Origin of the sequence: Acidovorax sp. GBBC 1281 (assembly GCF_028473645.1) — a bacterium.
Lineage (GTDB): Bacteria > Pseudomonadota > Gammaproteobacteria > Burkholderiales > Burkholderiaceae_C > Paracidovorax.
This window is the reverse complement of sequence record NZ_CP097269.1, coordinates 207176-223801: the sequence shown is the minus strand read 5'-3', so window position 1 is coordinate 223801 and position 16626 is coordinate 207176. Positions and strand designations below refer to the sequence as shown.

The following is a 16626-nucleotide window of genomic DNA, read 5'->3' as shown; positions in this document are numbered from 1 at the left end:
TTCCGGCGGGCCCGCGAGGCCGGCCGGCTCAGTCCAGCAGCCGTTCCGGGTTGGCGTCGATCTTGGCCAGCGCGTCGCGCGTGGCCCGCATCGTGAGCGCTTCCTCTTCCTGCGCCACCAGCAGGCCGGACTGCAGGTAGGCGCCCAGGCGCTTGAGCTGCAGCAGGTAGCTGCTGCCATCGGGCGCGGCGAACAGGTGCAGCTGCTTGCGCTGGCTTTGCCACACGTACTGCACCTGGGCCGAGGCACCGTTGTGGTCCAGCGTGAACCAGGCGCCGGGCTGCAGCTCTTGCGCCCAGGCCACCATGCCCGGCTCCACGGGCGCGCCGTTGTCGGCGATCACGTGGATGGACGAGGCATCGATGCCCAGCATCAGTTCGATGTTGTCGGCGTTGAGCGGCATTTCGCCCAGCGTCGCATCGCTGATGTAGTCCTCCAGGTTGGCCAGGCGGCGCGCCATCGCATCGATGTGCGCCTGCGGGATGGAGGCCGTCTTGGACAGGAAGGCGTCGGCCAGCGTGTCGGTCAGCACCTTCACCTGCGCATCCTGCTCCGGCCCGTTCACGCCGAGCAGCGCCAGGCCCTGGCGCAGGTGCTGCAGCAGCGGCGGCAGGCTCTGGATGACCTTGGCGCGGTCCGCCCGGTGGGGCTTGGCGCTGGCGGCCCAGACCAGGTCGGCCGCGGTGCGCTTGAGCGCGACGGTGTCCGGGTGCTGCGCGCCGTCGCGCACCGCCGACATGGCCAGCACCTCGGCCCAGGTCTTGAAGAGGAAATCGCGGATCTCCTCGCGCACCGGCATGTCCCGCAGCATGGTGCGCAGCTCGATCGTGTACTGGATGGCCAGCGTTTCGCGCTGCTCGACCTGCTGCGCCACGCTGACGAGCTTGGAGGTGGCCTGCTTGGCCGTGAGGAACTTGGCCAGGAATTTCTCGAACTCGTCATAGACGAGCTGGAACACGCGCTGCCCGGTTTCGGGGTACTGCTCGATCACCTGCACCACGCGGCGGATCTCGCCCTCCAGCGCGCTGCCGTTGATGGCGGTGGCGTCGAACCCCATCACCACGCCGCCCAGGCGGTCGATCAGGCGGCGCGCCGGGTGGGCGACGTCGCTGAAGAATTCGGGCTCGGCCAGCGCCACGCGCAGCACCGGCACCTGCAGTCGCGCGAACCACACGCGCACGGCCGGCGGAATGCGGTCTTCGCTCAGGATGCTCTGGAACATCAGCGCCACCACCTCGATGATGGCCTTTTCGCCGGGGGTGGAGGCCTTGGCCTTGAGTTCGGTGGAGCGCTCGCGCACCGCGCCCACCAGCTGCACCACGGCGGCCGGGCTGTAGTCCTCGACCAGCGTGGCCACGCCGCTGTAGTACGTCTGCGCCTGCGCCCGGTGGGCCGACAGGGCCTGCGCCAGCGCGGCGGAGGCCGGCGGCGCGTTCACCATGTCGAAGCCCGTGGCGGGCTGCACCAGCAGGCGGCGCAACTGGCCCATCACGCCCTGGGCCCGCTGGCGAGCGCGCGCCAGCGGCGTCATGAACGCCTGCATGCCGGCACCGAAGGCCGTTCCCTGCGCGCCCATGCGCCCGGGCGCCGGCATGCCTCCCTGGGACGGCATGCCGTGCATGCTCGCCTGGGCGGACTCCCGGGCGAAGGCCTGGGCCGATTGCTGCAGGGCCTGCGACGCCAGGCCCGCGGGGGAGGACGAGCCTCCCGCCGTGCGGCGCACCTTGGAGCGCAGGTCGTTGTCGGGCTTCACGCCCTGCTCGGTGCAGAACGCGTTGACGGCCTGGTACTCGCGCAAGACCAGTTCGCCCAACTGGCGCTGCAGGGGGTCGATGGCGGTCTGCAGGTCGCCCCGCTCCATGCCGGCCTCCACCCACTGGTCGACGAACAGCAGACAGACCGTTTCGGGGCGCAGGATGTCGCGGCCGTCCAGCTCCTGGCCTTCCAGGTGCTGAATGAACTGCCGCAGGGTGTCGAAGGCGTTGCCCGTGTGCTCCATCACCGTGAGAGCCATGCGCGAGGCGATGATCTGGTTCTCGACGACGTCGTCGCTGAGCAGTTCGAACCCGCCCCCGGCAGGCAACGCCCCCCGGGTGGTGCTGACCAGGGGCAGCATGGCCTCGGACAGGGCGCGGGTGCAGCCGGCGATCCAGGCCTGGTGGCGCTGCTGGTAGCGCATCCACAGGTCGCGGCGCGTCTGCATCTCGCGCTGCGTGGCCGTCAGGCCCATGAGCTGGGTCAGGAAATCCTGCAGTTCGTTGTCGAGGCCGGGCAGCCCCGCCACCAGGCCCTCCACGAACCGCTGCCGGGCCAGGCGGGCCAGGCGCCGGGGCGCGGTGGGGGGGCGGAGTTCTTCCATACGCCGTCGATTATGGGGCGCCCCGGGGCGTCGCGGTCAGACCGCTGCGCCGGCGTTCGGATCGTTCGGGTCGCCGTCCTTCTTGGGCGGCGCCTTCACCAGGTCTTCGCGCTTGACGCCCAGCCACATGGCGATGGCGGCGGCCACGAACACCGACGAATAGATGCCGAACAGAATCCCGATGGTCAGCGCCAGCGCGAAGTAGTGCAGGCTGGGGCCGCCGAAGAAGAACATCGACAGCACCACGGCCTCCGTGGAGGCATGGGTGATGATCGTGCGGCTCATGGTGCTGGTGATCGCGTGGTCGATGACCTCGTGCGTGCTCATCTTGCGGTACTTGCGGAAGGCCTCGCGGATCCGGTCGAAGATCACGACCGACTCGTTCACCGAGTAGCCCAGCACGGCCAGCACCCCCGCCAGCACCGCCAGCGAGAACTCCCACTGGAAGAACGCGAAGAAGCCCAGGATGATCACCACGTCGTGCAGGTTGGCGATCACCGCCGCCACGCCGAACTTCCACTCGAAGCGGAACGCCAGGTAGATCACGATGCCGATCACCACCATGCCCAGCGCCATGAGGCCGCCGTGCACCAGTTCCTCGCCCACCTGCGGGCCCACGAACTCGGTGCGGCGCAGCGTGACGTCGGGGTCGGCCGCCTTGAGGGCGCCCAGGACCTGCTCGCTTTGCTGCGCGGAGGTCACGCCCTTTTGCACCGGCAGGCGGATCATCACGTCGCGCGCGGTGCCGAAGTTCTGCACGGTCACGTCGGAATAGCCCAGCCCGGACACGGTGCTGCGCACCTTGCCGATGTCGGCGCTCTGGGTGTAGGCCACTTCCATGACCGTGCCGCCGGTGAACTCCACCGACAGGTGCAGGCCCCGCGTGATGAGGAAGAACACGGCCAGCGCGAAGGTGATGAAAGAGATCGCGTTGAGAACCAACGCGTACTTCATGAACGGGATGTCTTTTCGGATGCGGAAGAATTCCATGGTCCCTCTCCTTCAGTTGGACTTGACCACGGCGGACGTGGTGCTGTCGGGTTCGGGCTTCCACACCTGTCCGATGGACACGCTCTTGAGCTTTTTCTTGCGGCCATACCAGAGGTTGACCAGGCCGCGCGAGAAGAACACGGCCGAGAACATGCTGGTCAGGATGCCGATGCAGTGCACCACGGCGAAGCCGCGCACCGGGCCGGAGCCGAAGGCCAGCAGCGCGAGACCTGCGATCAGCGTGGTCACGTTCGAGTCAAGGATCGTCGCCCAGGCGCGCTCGTAGCCCGCGTGGATGGCAGCCTGCGGCGACACGCCGGCGCGCAGTTCCTCGCGGATGCGCTCGTTGATCAGCACGTTGGAGTCGATGGCCACGCCCAGCGCCAGCGCCATGGCGGCGATGCCGGGCAGGGTCAGTGTGGCCTGCAGCATCGACAGAATGGCCAGCAGCATCAGCACGTTCACCGACAGCGCGATGGACGAGATCACGCCGAACAGCGCGTAGTAGATGCACATGAAGACCGAGATCGCCACGAAGCCCCACACCACGCTGTGGATGCCGCGCTCGATGTTGTCGGCGCCCAGGCTCGGGCCGATGGTGTATTCCTCGATGATGTCCATGGGCGCGGCCAGCGAGCCGGCGCGCAGCAGCAGCGAGGTGTCGTTGGCCTCGGCCGTGGTCATGCGTCCGGAGATCTGTACCCGGCCGCCGCTGATCTCGCTGCGGATCACGGGGGCCGTGACCACTTCGCCCTTGCCCTTTTCGAACAGGACGATGGCCATGCGCTTGCCCACGTTCTCGCGGGTGATGTCCTTGAAGATGCGGGCGCCCTTGGCGTCGAGCGTGAGGTTGACCGTAGGCTCCTGCGTCTGGCCGTCGAAGCCGGGCTGCGCGTCGGTGAGGTTCTCGCCCGTGAGGATGACCTGCTTCTTGACGATGATGGACTGGCCGTTGCGGTCCAGGTACTTTTCGTCGCCGAAGGGCACGGGGCCGGAGCCCAGTTCGGCCGAACGCGCCTCGGCGCTTTCGTCGACCATGCGCACTTCCAGCGTGGCCGTGCGGCCCAGGATGTCCTTGGCCTTGGCGGTGTCCTGCACGCCGGGCAGCTGCACCACGATGCGGTCCAGGCCCTGCTGCTGGATCACGGGCTCGGCCACGCCGAGTTCGTTGATCCGGTTGTGCAGCGTGGTCATGTTCTGCTTGAGCGCCTGGTCCTGCACCTTGCGCAGCGCCTCGGGCTTGATGGTGGCGCGCACGCGCACGCCCTGGCCGTCGGGGCTGCTGGTGGCCACCAGGTCGGGGAACTGGTCGGTGATCACGTTGCGCGTGGCCGTGGCGGTCGCCTCGTCGCGCAGGCGGATGTCCACCGCCTGGCCGTCGCGGCTGATGCCGCCGTGGCGGATGTTCTTGTCGCGCAGCGTGGTGCGCAGGTCGCCGGCGAGCGATTCGGCCTTCTTGGTGAGGGCCGCCTGCATGTCCACCTGCAGCATGAAGTGCACGCCGCCGCGCAGGTCCAGCCCCAGGTACATGGGGCGCGCATGCAGCGCGCTGAGCCAGTCGGGGGAGCGCGAGACGAGGTTCAGCGCGACGATGTACGGCGGGTCGGCCGGATCGGGCACCAGGGCCTTCTGGATCGCGTCCTTGGCCTTGAGCTGGCTGTCGGGCGAGTCGAAGCGCGCGCGCACCGAATTGCCATCGAAGCTCACGGCATCGGGCACGACGCCCGCGGCCTTCAGGGCCTCTTCGACGCGGCGCTGCACGGCGGCATCGACCTTCAGCGTCGCCTTGGCCGACGACACCTGCACGGCAGGGGCCTCGCCAAAGAAATTGGGCAGGGTGTACAGGGCCCCCACCAGCAGCGCGATCACGAGGATCGCGTACTTCCAGACCGGGTAACGGTTCATGATCGCGCTCTTAACTCTCAGGTCGCGGCGCAGGCCCGCAGGGCCGGCCGCCAGATCGGAACGGCTCGCGCCATCGCTTGGACTTACTTGACCGTGCCCTTGGGCAGGACCTGCGCCACGGCGCTGCGCTGGATCTGCACTTCCACGCCGGAGGCGATCTCGATGTGCAGGAAGCCTTCGGACAGGCGCGTGACCTTGCCGACGATGCCGCCGGCGGTGGCCACCTCATCGCCCTTGGCTATGGCCTCGATCATGTTGCGATGCTCTTTCTGGCGCTTCATCTGGGGGCGGATCATGACGAAGTACAGGACCACGAACATCAGCACCAGCGGGAGCATGCCCGTCAGGGAGGACATGATGTCGCTGCCACCGGCGGCGGCGGCAGGGGCGGTCTGGGCGAAAGCGGAAGAGATAAACACGGCAACAGGCTCCATTCAAATGGATGGTCGTTTCAGACACCCGCCCACGGCGCGACGCAGCGCCAGCCGGGAGGGCAACAGGCGATTGTATGCGGCGCCCCCTGGCAAAGCCCATGCCAAAACCCGCGTCCGCGGGGGTCTTGGCGTGGCAAGGCCGGCCCAAGGGCCGGCCTTCGATGGGGCATGAAAACGCCGCCCAGCACAATAACCACTATGGCATATTGCTATATTTTCAATAGCACCTTATTTCCCCCTCACATGCCGGGGAAAGGGGCTTTCGCCCCCTCAGGCCGTCTGGCGCAGCACCTCCTGCGGGTGGCGCCACTGGTTCATCAGCACCGCCCACTTGGCGCGGGCAGCCTTCAGGTGGCGCTCCTTCACGTGGCCGTAGCCCCGGATGTCCTCGGGAATGCGGGCGATGTCGGCGGCCAGCGGCAGGTTGTCGGCGGTCAGGCCAGCCAGCAGCTCGTCGATGCAGGCGCGGTACTCGGCGATCAGGGCGCGCTCGGTGCGGCGCTCCTCGGTGCGGCCGAACGGATCGAGTGCCGTGCCGCGCAGGCCCTTGAGCCTGGCGAGCACGCCGAAGGCCTTGCGCATCCACGGGCCGAAGGGCTGCTTGAGCAGTTCGCCCTTGTCGTTTTTCTTCGCGGTCAGCGGGGGCGCCAAGTGGTGCACCAGCTTGTAGTCGCCTTCGAACATGCCCTCGATCTTCGCGGTGAATGCGGCGTCGGTGTGCAGGCGCGCGACCTCGTACTCGTCCTTGTACGCCATGAGCTTGAACAGGTAGCGGGCCACGGCCTCGGACAAGCGCGTGCCCTTGCCGCCGGTGCGCGCCTCGGCGGCCTGCACCTTCTCCACGAAGGCCTTGTACTCGGCCGCATAGGCCGCGTTCTGGTAGCCCGTGAGGAACTGCTCGCGCTTGGCCACCACTTCCGCCAGGCCCGGCTTCTTGACGAACTGGATCACCTGCGCGGCCTTGAACAGGGCCTGCACGGCGGCCAGGTCATGGGCGCAGCGGCGGCCCCATTCGAAGGCGGCCTTGTTGTTGTCCACCTGCACGCCGTTCAGCTCCATGGCGCGCATGAGCGCGGCATGCGACAGCGGCACGCGGCCCTTTTGCCAGGTGTAGCCCAGCATCAGGGGGTTGGTGTAGATGCTGTCGCCCAGCATCTGCATGGCGACTTCCTCGGCATCGAAGCTGGCCAGCAGTTCCTCGCCCACGGCGGAGGCGATAGCCGTGTCGCAGTGGGTGCCCGGAAACTGCCAGTCGGGGTTGTGCACGAACGACGCGGTGGGCGAGCCGTGGGTGTTGAGCGCCACGAAGGTGCGCCCCAGCTGCATCGCGGCCATGGTGGTCTTGTGCGAAGCGACGATGGAGTCGCAGCCGATGATGAGGTCGGCCTTGGCCGTGTCCACCTTGGTGGTGTAGATGGCGTCCGGCCGGTTGGCGATCTGGATGTGGCTCCAGGTCGCACCGCCCTTTTGCGCCAGGCCCGCCGCGTCCTGCGTGATGACGCCCTTGCCTTCCAGGTGCGCCGCCATGCCCAGCAGCGAGCCGATGGTGATCACGCCCGTGCCGCCCACGCCGGCCACGACGATGCCCCAGGCGCTCTCGGCCACGGGCAGCACCGGCTCGGGAATGGGGGGCAGCGCGGAGAGGTCGCCCTTCTTTTCCTTCCTGGGTTTTTTCAGCGTGCCGCCCTCGACGGTGACGAAGCTCGGGCAAAAGCCCTTCACGCACGAGTAATCCTTGTTGCAGGTGCTCTGGTTGATGCGGCGCTTGCGGCCGAACTCGGTCTCCAGCGGTTCGACCGACAGGCAGTTCGATTGCACCGAGCAGTCGCCGCAACCCTCGCACACCAGCTCGTTGATGACCACGGTCTTGTTGGGCGTGGCCATCGTGCCGCGCTTTCGGCGGCGGCGCTTTTCGGTCGCGCAGGTCTGGTCGTAGATGATGGCTGTGCAGCCTGCGATCTCGCGGAACTCGCGCTGGATGCGGTCCAGCTCGTCGCGGTGGTGCACCGTCACGCCCTCGGCCAGCGCCACCCCGTCGTACTTGGCGGGCTCGTCGGTCACGATCACCAGCTTGGCGATGCCCTCGGCCTTCAGGCTGGCCATGATCTGCAGCACCGAGTGGCCTTCCGGCCGCTCGCCCACCTGCTGGCCGCCGGTCATGGCGACGGCGTCGTTGTACAGCACCTTGTAGGTGATGTTGGTGCCCGCCGCGATGCTCTGGCGGATGGCCAGCAGCCCGCTGTGGAAGTAGGTGCCGTCGCCCAGGTTGGCGAAGACGTGCTTTTCCGTGGTGAAGGGCTGCTGGCCCACCCAGGTCACGCCCTCGCCGCCCATCTGCGTGAAGGTGGAGGTGTTGCGGTCGGGCATCCAGTTGACCATGTAGTGGCAGCCGATGCCGGCCACCGCGCGCGAGCCTTCGGGCACGCGGGTGCTGGTGTTGTGCGGGCAGCCGCTGCAGAACCACGGCGTGCGGTCGCCCGTGTCCACCTTGGATTCGGCCAGGCCGCGCTCGCGCGTATCGATCACCGACAGACGCGCGTCCATGCGGGCCACGATGTCGGCCGGCACGCCCAGCTTCTTCAGGCGCTTGGCGATGGCGCGCGCGATGATGGCGGGCGTCAAGTCCGCCTTGGGGCGCAGCAGCCAGTTCTGGCTCGGGTTGGGCATGCTCCACTCGCCGCCCCCACCGCCGAAGGGCCCCTGCGGGTCCGTGTCGCCCGCCCCCTCGTCGAACTTGCCCAGCACGTTGGGGCGCACATCGGCGCGCCAGTTGTAGAGTTCTTCCTTGATCTGGTATTCGATGACCTGGCGCTTTTCCTCCACCACCAGGATCTCCTGCAGACCTTGCGCGAAGTCGCGGGTGATGGTGGCCTCCAGCGGCCACACCACGTTCACCTTGTGCAGGCGGATGCCCAGCTGGCGGCAGACGTCGTCCTCCAGCCCCAGGTCGATGAGCGCCTGGCGCGTGTCGTTGTACGCCTTGCCGCTCGCGATGATGCCGAAGCGGTCCCCCGCTCCCCCGTGCGGGCCCTGGATCACGTTGTAGTTCAGCCGGTTGGCGCGGATGTACGCCAGCGCCGCATACCACTTGTAGTCCATGAGGCGCGCCTCCTGGGCCAAAGGCGCGTCGGGCCAGCGGATGTGCAGGCCGCCGGGCGGCATGGCGAAGTCCTCGGGCATGACGATCTTCACCCGGTCCGGGTCCACCGAGATGCTGCTGGAGGACTCCACCACCTCCTGGATGGTCTTCATGCCCGACCACACGCCCGAAAAGCGGCTCATGGCGAAGGCGTGCAGGCCCATGTCCAGGATGTCCTGCACGCTGCTCGGGAAGAACACCGGCAGGCCGCAGGCCTTGAAGATGTGGTCGCTCTGGTGGGGCGCCGTGCTGCTCTTGCTGATGTGGTCGTCGCCCGCGATGGCGATCACGCCGCCGTGCCTGGAGGTGCCGGCCATGTTGGCGTGCTTGAACACGTCCGAGCACCGGTCCACGCCCGGGCCCTTGCCGTACCAGATGCCGAACACGCCGTCGTATTTCTTCGTCGTGGGGTACAGGTCGAGCTGCTGCGTGCCCCACACGGCGGTGGCGCCCAGCTCTTCGTTCACGCCGGGCTGGAACACGATGTGGTTCTTGGCCAGATGCTTCTTGGCCGACCACAGCGCCTGGTCGTAGGTGCCCAACGGGCTGCCGCGGTAGCCGCTGATGAAGCCCGCGGTGTTCAGGCCCGCGATCGCATCGCGCTGGCGCTGCAGCATGGGCAGGCGCACCAGGGCCTGTACGCCGCTCATGAAGGCACGGCCGTGGTCGAGGGCGTATTTGTCTTCGAGCGTGACCGTTTCAATGGCGCGGCGGATGTGCTCGGGCAGGGGGGCGTTCATCGGGGGAATCTCCAGTGGGGTCGTTGGCCGTCGCCTCGTGAGCGCGGTTTTCAGCGGGGCGCCCTGGGCTCGGACGCACCGCCTTGTCAGGGCAGTGTAGGCAGGACGGCCGGATATGTCCTTTCGTTTTCATGCCGTGTTTACCCTCGTTTTAGAAAGGATCTTTCGCAAAATAATCCAGGGATGAACACTCTGGACAAATTCGACCTGGCGATCCTCGGCGAGCTGCAGGCCGATGCCCGGCTGACCAATGCCGAGCTGGCCCAGCGGGTGGGCCTGTCGGCCGCACCCTGCTGGCGCCGCGTGCGCGCGCTGGAGGAGGCGGGCTTCATCAAGGGCTACCACGCCGAGATCGACCGCCACAAGATAGGCCTGGGCGTGCTGGCCTTCGTGCGGCTGGATGCCGACCGCAGCACCGGGGGCCTCACGCGCGAGATGGAGGCCGCCATCGCCCAGATCCCCGAGGTGGTGGCCTGCCACTACATTAGCGGCACCGGCACCTTCGAGCTGCAGGTGGTGGCGCGCGACCTGGACAGCTTCTCGCACTTCGCCCGCAACGTGCTGCTGAACCTGCCGAACGTGAAGGACATGCACACCAGCTTCTCGTTGGGCGAGGTCAAGGCCAGCGGCGCCCTGCCGCTGGCGCACCTCGCGCCTGCGGGCAGTAAGCTACAAAAACAATAGCAATATGCCTTAGTACCGATTGTGCTGGGGGCCTTTTTGGCTTCCAGCCCGTCTGCTCGCTTTTCCGCGCCGCCATCCGGGACGTCGGCGCCCCGCCCGGCACGCACCGCCCGCACTGCGCACAATCGACACCATCTATGCCCCCTTTGCCGTCCCACGAGAGCCCGTCCCGTCCCACCCCGTCAGCGCCCCTGGACGACAGTCCCCCGGCCACCGCCGCCGCGGGCCAGGCGCACGCCGCCGAAGCCGCTGCGGCGGCCCGGCTGGACCAGGACGCCGCCCGGCGCGCCAGCCTCTCGCCATTCGCGCCGCTTCAGGTGCCCGTGTTCCGCATGCTCTGGCTCACCTGGCTGGCCGCCAACACCTGCATGTGGATGAACGACGTGGCGGCCGCATGGCTCATGACCACGCTCACCACCTCGCCCGTGCTGGTGGCGCTGGTGCAGACGGCCTCCACCCTGCCCGTGTTCCTGCTGGGGCTGCCCAGCGGCGCGCTGGCCGACATCCTGGACCGGCGGCGCTACTTCATCGCCACGCAGTTCTGGGTGGCCGTGGTGGCGCTGGTGCTGTGCGTGGCCATCCTGATGGGCGGCATGACGGCGCCGCTGCTGCTCGCGCTGACCTTCGCCAACGGCATCGGCCTGTCCATGCGCTGGCCGGTGTTCGCGGCCATCGTGCCGGAACTGGTCAGCCGCCAGCAGCTGCCGGCGGCCCTGGCGCTCAACGGCGTGGCCATGAACGCCTCGCGCATCATCGGGCCGCTGCTGGCCGGCGCCATCATCGCGGGCGCGGGCAGCGCCTGGGTGTTCGTGCTCAACGCGCTGCTGTCGGTGGTGGCGGGCTTCACCATCATGCGTTGGCGCCGCACGCACGTGCCCAGCCCGCTGGGGCGCGAGCGGCTCACCAGCGCCATGCGGGTCGGCGTGCAGTTCGTGCGCGAGTCGCCCCGCATGCGCGCCGTGCTGTGGCGCATCTCGGTCTTCTTCCTGCACGCCACCGCGCTGCTGGCGCTGCTGCCCCTGGCCCGCGACCTGGAGGGCGGCGGCGCCGGCACCTTCACCCTGCTGCTGGCCTCCATGGGCGCCGGGGCCATCGCGGCGGCGCTGTTCCTGCCCCGCCTGCGCCAGGCCATGTCGCGCGACACGCTGGTCTCGCGCGGGGCGCTGCTGCAGGCTGCCTCCACGGCCGTGATCGCCATCGCGCCCAACGTATCCGTGGCGGTGCCGGCAATGGTGCTGGGCGGCATGGCGTGGATCACCACGGCCAACTCGCTCAGCGTGTCGGCCCAGCTCGCGCTGCCCAATTGGGTGCGCGCGCGCGGCATGTCGATCTACCAGATGGCCATCATGGGCGCCACTGCGGCGGGCGCGGCCCTGTGGGGCCAGGTGGCCTCGCTCACCACCGTCCACATGAGCCTGGCGCTGGCCGCGCTCACCGGCACCGCCGCCATGGCCCTGGTGCAGCGCTGGGTGGTGGACCGCACCATGGAGGAAGACCTGAGCCCCTCGACCGCCTTCAAGCTGCCGGTGGCACCCACCACGCCCGAACGCGGCCACGTAGTGGTCACCATCGAATACCACATCGACCCCGCGCGGGCGGCGGAATTCCGGGCGCTGATGCAGGAAAGCCGCCGCAGCCGCCTGCGCCAGGGCGCGCTCGACTGGCAGCTGCAGCACGACATCGCCGACCCGTCTCGCTATGTGGAGCGCATCGTGGACGAATCGTGGACCGAGCATTTGCGCCGCTTCGACCGCGTGACGGCCTCCGACGTGGCGCTGCGCGACCGCAAGCTGGCCTTCCACACTGCCGAGGCGCCGCCGGTGGTGTCGCGCTACCTGGTCGAGCTGGAGCGCTGAAGCGGATCGGTTCGCGACCCCTTGAAAGGCTTCGGCTGGCACAGCTCCGCTTCCTGAGGCTCTCTTTATCCTGGCTTCACATCCAAATTGCCGCTCCACTGTGGATGGCGGTTCGCCACGGGAAGAATCCATGAAGTTAAGCCATCTGCTCCCTACCAAGAGTCCCCGAGGGGCGACCACTCCGGAAGAACCCACCCCCAACGCGTCGCAGCGCGGCTCGTCGTCCATAGGGAATACATCCCACGCCCTGGCAGGCGGGAGCCCGCGCCATCCGAACTCCGGTAGCGGCATCCGCCCCCGCAGCGATACCCTGCCGTCCAAGCCCTCTTCGGCATCGCACTCCTCCGCGCTCAGGACCATGCGGGGATTCATGGGTTGGGGTTCGTCAAGCAAAGCGCATGCGTCGGTCCCAGAGCCTGAGCCCAGGGCCTGGATCGACGGCAACATCTCCGAGGCCAAAGCCGCCAGGAGACGCTTGCTCGACGGCGCGACCCCATTGCTCAAGCAAATAGATAGCGCGTCCCCCCTTTCAGCAAAACCTCACCAGCTCGATACCTACATCACGTTCGATAATGTCCAGAACACCGTCTTGGTTCCAGCAAAGGAACTGCTCCCGGGGCTGTTGCGCTCCGACCAATTCATCGAGCTTTCATCTGACCGGTTGCACCAAGTCAACGCACTCTCCACAACACATCCTGGCGTCAAAACACAGATGCCGGACACAGCATCCCGCTTACGCGTGATCTCGCCCGCCGTGGCCGCCAACCTGGCATCGGCACGGGAAGTGATCGATTTGGTGAAGGCGCTTCTCCCGGGGGGTGCCGGCAACCAAATGAAGGACGTTGCAGCGACGGGAGGGGACAGCTTTCTTCGTTCCTCGCTGTCGTTTACCTACGGCGGCAGCCCAGCGGCCCGTGCGTCAGTCGCAATCCAATGGCAGGGCGGCTACTGCGATGCCCACGCGAGCCTGACTTATCAACTTCTTTCCCAGAACCCGACGCTCAAGGATTCCAGGATCGATTTGATCGGCGGCGGCCCAGAAAGTCACGTGTTCGTCGTTATCCGAGGCCATACCCCCGAGCAAGACATCGTGGTGGACCCATGGGCCCCTTTCGCCTCGCCGACTCTTGTTCAAGACGCACTTCCCATGCACCGGGAATTACTTGGCGCCGCAGGCGGCAGTGTCAAGCACACCAAACCCGCTGGCACAGTTTCGGAAGCACTGGATATCCAAGACGCGCTGAGGCGGCAGGCGCTTACCCAAGAGGAATCCATCCAAAAGCGGTTCATTGAGCAAAAATTTCGCTACCCCGAAGATGACATCGCGAGCCAACTGAAGGACCCTAGAGACCGCTGGGATGTGCCGTTCAGCGGCAACCCCAACGTCCGCTACGAGGTCCAGGATGAATCCGGCCAAAAGCTGACTGATTTTCCGCTGCGATTCGACATGCAGCGCACGGGACTGGGCCAACAGTTGGGGCGCTGAGGGCGGGCCGGCTCAGCGCCCCTTCAAGGCGCTCACCGGCGCGAGAGCCGCAGGCCGAACCATCCGCCCTCGGCGTCGTAGAGCAGGTCGAACTGCCGCAACAGGTGGCGCCCGGTGTTCACGAAGGCGGGGCGGCCCGGCGCGTTCACGAGCACGGACTGGGGCGCGTCCGCATCCCCCACGCGGAAGTCGTACTGCGCCACGGGCGCCTGCGCGTCGGGGAACATCACCTGCACCCGCGTGCCGTCCTTCAGGCCCGTCACCGGCTGGCCCCGACGGCTGGGATTGGGGATCTGCGCCGTGGGCAGGGCCGACGGATCGGCGGCCGTGAGGTACATCTGCGCGATGCCGGTGTCCACCAGCACGGGACCGGTTTGGGGCGCGCCGCCATCCACCGACACAGCCATGGTGGTCTGCTGCCAGTCGCGGGGATCGTTGGAGGCCGGCTGGCCATTCGCGAGTCGGCTGCCGGGTTGCAGCTTCACTGACTGAAAGCCCCTGACATTGTCGGGCGCGAGGCCCACATAGATGCCGTACTTCGTCACGATGTAGCCTCCGTGCACCGCGCCCCGGGCGACCGGGTTTCCGCCAATCTCGGCGATGTTGAGGAGTGGATTCTTGTCGGGCATGCCCTGCGGCTGGCCATCGTGCTCGCGCCCGAAGCCCACGCCCATGTAGGCGATGCCGCCCGGGCTTTCCGTGGTGTACGTGGGATTTTCGCACTCGGGCCGGTTGGCCTTCTGGTCCCAGCGCGGGCAGATGATTTCCTTTTCGACCGCGAGCACGGGCACCCGGGCAATCACTTCGTTCCAGCCGCTGTTGAGCACCACGTCGCGCACCACCCAGTGGCCGATCAACAGTTGCCGGCTGCTGGAGCGGTATTCCCAGCCTTCGTTGGCCTGGCGCGCTTCCTCGTTGCGCGAATAACCGGGTAGATCGACCGCGGAAATCACCACGCCGGTGGAGCCCGTGTCCAGGGTGACGATGAAGGGCCGGGGGGACGCGAGCACGCCGGTGTCCGTCGGCATGCGGACTTCGAACCGCAGCCGCGGCGCGTCCGTCATGGGGGAGGACCAGCCCTCTCCCGGCGGGGAATGGAGGCGGATGAAGCGCGATTCGGTGCCCAGGCGCAGCGAGGGGCCGGCGGTGGCCGCGGCGGCGGTGGGCAACGGCGCCTGCGCGGGCACGGCACCGCAGGCGAGCAGCGCGGCGGCACAGGCGATCGCTGCGCGAAGCGGAATGGGCATGGGGTCTCCTTGCCTGGCGAGTGTTTGATGGGAAATGCAGGCTACACGATCCTTCGGGCCGTGCCGCACCCCGCAGGCCACTGCAGCCTGGGCGAATCGGTTCGCACGCCCTTGCAATGCTTCGGTGGGCACGGCTTCGTGTTCTGGCGCCCGCTTTATCCTGGCCTCACCTGCAAACTGCCGCCTGACGGTGGGTGGCAGGATCGCCAAAGCAAGAGATCCATGAAGCTCAACCAGCTGTCCCACACACAAAGCCCCCGAGGCGCCACGGCGGAGGAAGAGGCCCCACCCAACACGTCGCAGCGCGGCGCGTCGTCCAGCGGGAATGCACCCCACGCCCTGGCAGGCGGGAGCCCGCGCCATCCCAGTTCCGGTGAAGTACGCTGACGACCGCTGGGATGTGCCATTCAGCGGCAATCCCAACGTCCGCTACGAGGTCCGGGATGCATCAGGCCACCAACTGAACTACTTTCCGCTGCGATTCGACATGCAGCGTGTCGCCACTGGCACCGGTCCGCGCCAGGCTTGAACCCGGCATCGCGGAGTCACTCGCTGCGGCGAAGCCCGAACCAGCCGCCATCGGCATCGAACAGCACGTCATGCTGGCGCAGCAGGTGCCGGCCGGTGTTGACGAACGCCTGCTCCGAGGGACGAGTGACGATCACCGCCGTGGGGGCCTGGAGCGTTCCCACCTGGAAGGTGTACTGCGCCACGGGCGCGGCATCGTCGGGGAACGACACCTGCACCGACGTGCCGGCCACCAGCCCCGTGGCCATGGCGCCCTTGCGGCTCGGGTTGGGAATGGCCGTGGTCGGCAGTGCCGACGGGTTGGCCACCGTGAGGTACATCTGCGCGATGCCGGTATCGACCAGCACCGCGCCCGTCTGCGAGGCCGCGCCGTTCACCGACACGGCCATGCTCGCCTGGGGCCAGTCGCGCGGGTCGCTGGAGGCCGGCTGGCCCGCGGCGTTCAGGCTGCGGCCCTGGAGCTTCACGTAAGAAAAGCCCGCGCTGTTGGCGCGCGTGAGGCCCACGTGCACGCCCTTGGCCGTCACGATGAAACCGCTGCGCATGCTGCCGGGCGCCACGGGCTGGCCGTCGATGGAAACGATGTTCAGCAGCGGGTTCTTGTCCGGCGTGCCTTGCGGCTGGCCGTCGTGCTCGCGCCCGAAGCCCACGCCCATGTAGGCGATGCCGCGCGGCTGGGCGGTGGTCTTCTCGGGCTTTTCGCAGGTGGGCACGTTGGCCTTTTCGCTCCAGCCGGGGCAGATGATCTCTTCCTGCACCGCCAGCACGGGCACGCGTGCCACCACCTCGCCCCCAGCGGGATCGCGAAAGACCAGTTCCCGCGGCACCCAGCGGCCGATCCACAGCCGCTTGCTGCTGGACAGGAACTCCCATCCCTTCACGCCCGACTCGGCCTCCTGCGCGGAGAAACCGGGCAGGTCGGTGGCCGAGACGACGACGCCGGTCGAGCCGGTGTCCATCGTCATGGTGAACGGCGCCGCGGCGGACGTGCCGGGCACCCGCACGCCGAAGGCCAGCGCGGGGGCGTCGGTCATCGCGGGTTCCGGGTTCCTGGCCGGGGCGAAGGCAAGGAAGCGGGCGGCGGTGTCGGCGCGCAGGTCCGGCCCCGCGGGGGCCTGCGCGTGCGTCGTGCCCAGGGGCGCACAGGCGCCCAGCAGAGCGGCCAGCAAAGGAAGGGTGCCATGCGCGGCAGTGCGCAGCCATCGGTCAGCGGTCATGCGGTTCTCCTTGGGAGTTGGGTAAGGTGAGGCCACCATCC

The 16626-nt window shown here is 68.0% G+C and carries 10 protein-coding genes; 3 read left to right on the top strand and 7 right to left on the bottom strand.

Going from position 1 to position 16626, the window contains the following annotated elements:
- Positions 1-28: 28 nt before the first annotated feature.
- The 5 genes from M5C96_RS00950 to M5C96_RS00930 all read right to left on the bottom strand — a co-directional run bounded on the left by M5C96_RS00950 (position 29) and on the right by M5C96_RS00930 (position 9567).
- Positions 29-2359 (bottom strand): DUF1631 family protein, encoded by a 2331-nt coding sequence (locus M5C96_RS00950; RefSeq protein ID WP_272566601.1) that lies wholly within the window; start codon positions 2357-2359, stop codon positions 29-31.
- 36 nt (positions 2360-2395) lie between these two features.
- The gene (gene secF, locus M5C96_RS00945; RefSeq protein ID WP_272566599.1) at positions 2396-3349 is read right to left on the bottom strand and encodes a protein translocase subunit SecF; all 954 of its coding nucleotides are present in this window, start codon (positions 3347-3349) and stop codon (positions 2396-2398) included.
- A gap of 12 nt (positions 3350-3361) precedes the next feature.
- The gene (gene secD / locus M5C96_RS00940) at positions 3362-5254 is read right to left on the bottom strand and encodes a protein translocase subunit SecD (RefSeq protein ID WP_272566597.1); all 1893 of its coding nucleotides are present in this window, start codon (positions 5252-5254) and stop codon (positions 3362-3364) included.
- 83 nt (positions 5255-5337) lie between these two features.
- Complete coding sequence (gene yajC, locus M5C96_RS00935; protein WP_272566596.1) at positions 5338-5673, bottom strand: preprotein translocase subunit YajC; 336 nt, start codon at positions 5671-5673, stop codon at positions 5338-5340.
- 285 nt (positions 5674-5958) lie between these two features.
- The gene (locus tag M5C96_RS00930; RefSeq protein ID WP_272566595.1) at positions 5959-9567 is read right to left on the bottom strand and encodes an indolepyruvate ferredoxin oxidoreductase family protein; all 3609 of its coding nucleotides are present in this window, start codon (positions 9565-9567) and stop codon (positions 5959-5961) included.
- 183 nt (positions 9568-9750) lie between these two features.
- Between M5C96_RS00930 and M5C96_RS00925 the strand changes: the two genes are divergently transcribed.
- The 3 genes from M5C96_RS00925 to M5C96_RS00915 all read left to right on the top strand — a co-directional run bounded on the left by M5C96_RS00925 (position 9751) and on the right by M5C96_RS00915 (position 13593).
- Positions 9751-10251, top strand: coding sequence for an Lrp/AsnC family transcriptional regulator (locus tag M5C96_RS00925; protein WP_272566594.1), 501 nt, complete (start codon positions 9751-9753; stop codon positions 10249-10251).
- A 137-nt stretch (positions 10252-10388) separates the two neighbouring features.
- Positions 10389-12107 (top strand): MFS transporter, encoded by a 1719-nt coding sequence (locus M5C96_RS00920; RefSeq protein WP_272566593.1) that lies wholly within the window; start codon positions 10389-10391, stop codon positions 12105-12107.
- 475 nt (positions 12108-12582) lie between these two features.
- A complete protein-coding gene (locus M5C96_RS00915) occupies positions 12583-13593 on the top strand; it encodes a hypothetical protein (RefSeq protein ID WP_272566591.1) in 1011 nt (336 codons plus the stop codon).
- Positions 13594-13625: 32 nt separating this feature from the next.
- Here the strand turns inward: M5C96_RS00915 and M5C96_RS00910 are convergent, their stop codons facing one another.
- Positions 13626-14840, bottom strand: coding sequence for a hypothetical protein (locus M5C96_RS00910; RefSeq protein ID WP_272566589.1), 1215 nt, complete (start codon positions 14838-14840; stop codon positions 13626-13628).
- A 545-nt stretch (positions 14841-15385) separates the two neighbouring features.
- A complete protein-coding gene (locus tag M5C96_RS00905) occupies positions 15386-16585 on the bottom strand; it encodes a hypothetical protein (RefSeq protein ID WP_272566587.1) in 1200 nt (399 codons plus the stop codon).
- Positions 16586-16626 lie beyond the last annotated feature (41 nt).

Coding starts and splice junctions, on each gene's coding strand:
- secF (WP_272566599.1), bottom strand. CDS start 3,349: ATGGAATTCTTCCGCATCCGAAAAGACATCCCGTTCATGAAGTACGCG.
- M5C96_RS00925 (WP_272566594.1), top strand. CDS start 9,751: ATGAACACTCTGGACAAATTCGACCTGGCGATCCTCGGCGAGCTGCAG.
- secD (WP_272566597.1), bottom strand. CDS start 5,254: ATGAACCGTTACCCGGTCTGGAAGTACGCGATCCTCGTGATCGCGCTG.
- M5C96_RS00910 (WP_272566589.1), bottom strand. CDS start 14,840: ATGCCCATTCCGCTTCGCGCAGCGATCGCCTGTGCCGCCGCGCTGCTC.
- M5C96_RS00950 (WP_272566601.1), bottom strand. CDS start 2,359: ATGGAAGAACTCCGCCCCCCCACCGCGCCCCGGCGCCTGGCCCGCCTG.
- M5C96_RS00920 (WP_272566593.1), top strand. CDS start 10,389: ATGCCCCCTTTGCCGTCCCACGAGAGCCCGTCCCGTCCCACCCCGTCA.
- M5C96_RS00905 (WP_272566587.1), bottom strand. CDS start 16,585: ATGACCGCTGACCGATGGCTGCGCACTGCCGCGCATGGCACCCTTCCT.
- M5C96_RS00930 (WP_272566595.1), bottom strand. CDS start 9,567: ATGAACGCCCCCCTGCCCGAGCACATCCGCCGCGCCATTGAAACGGTC.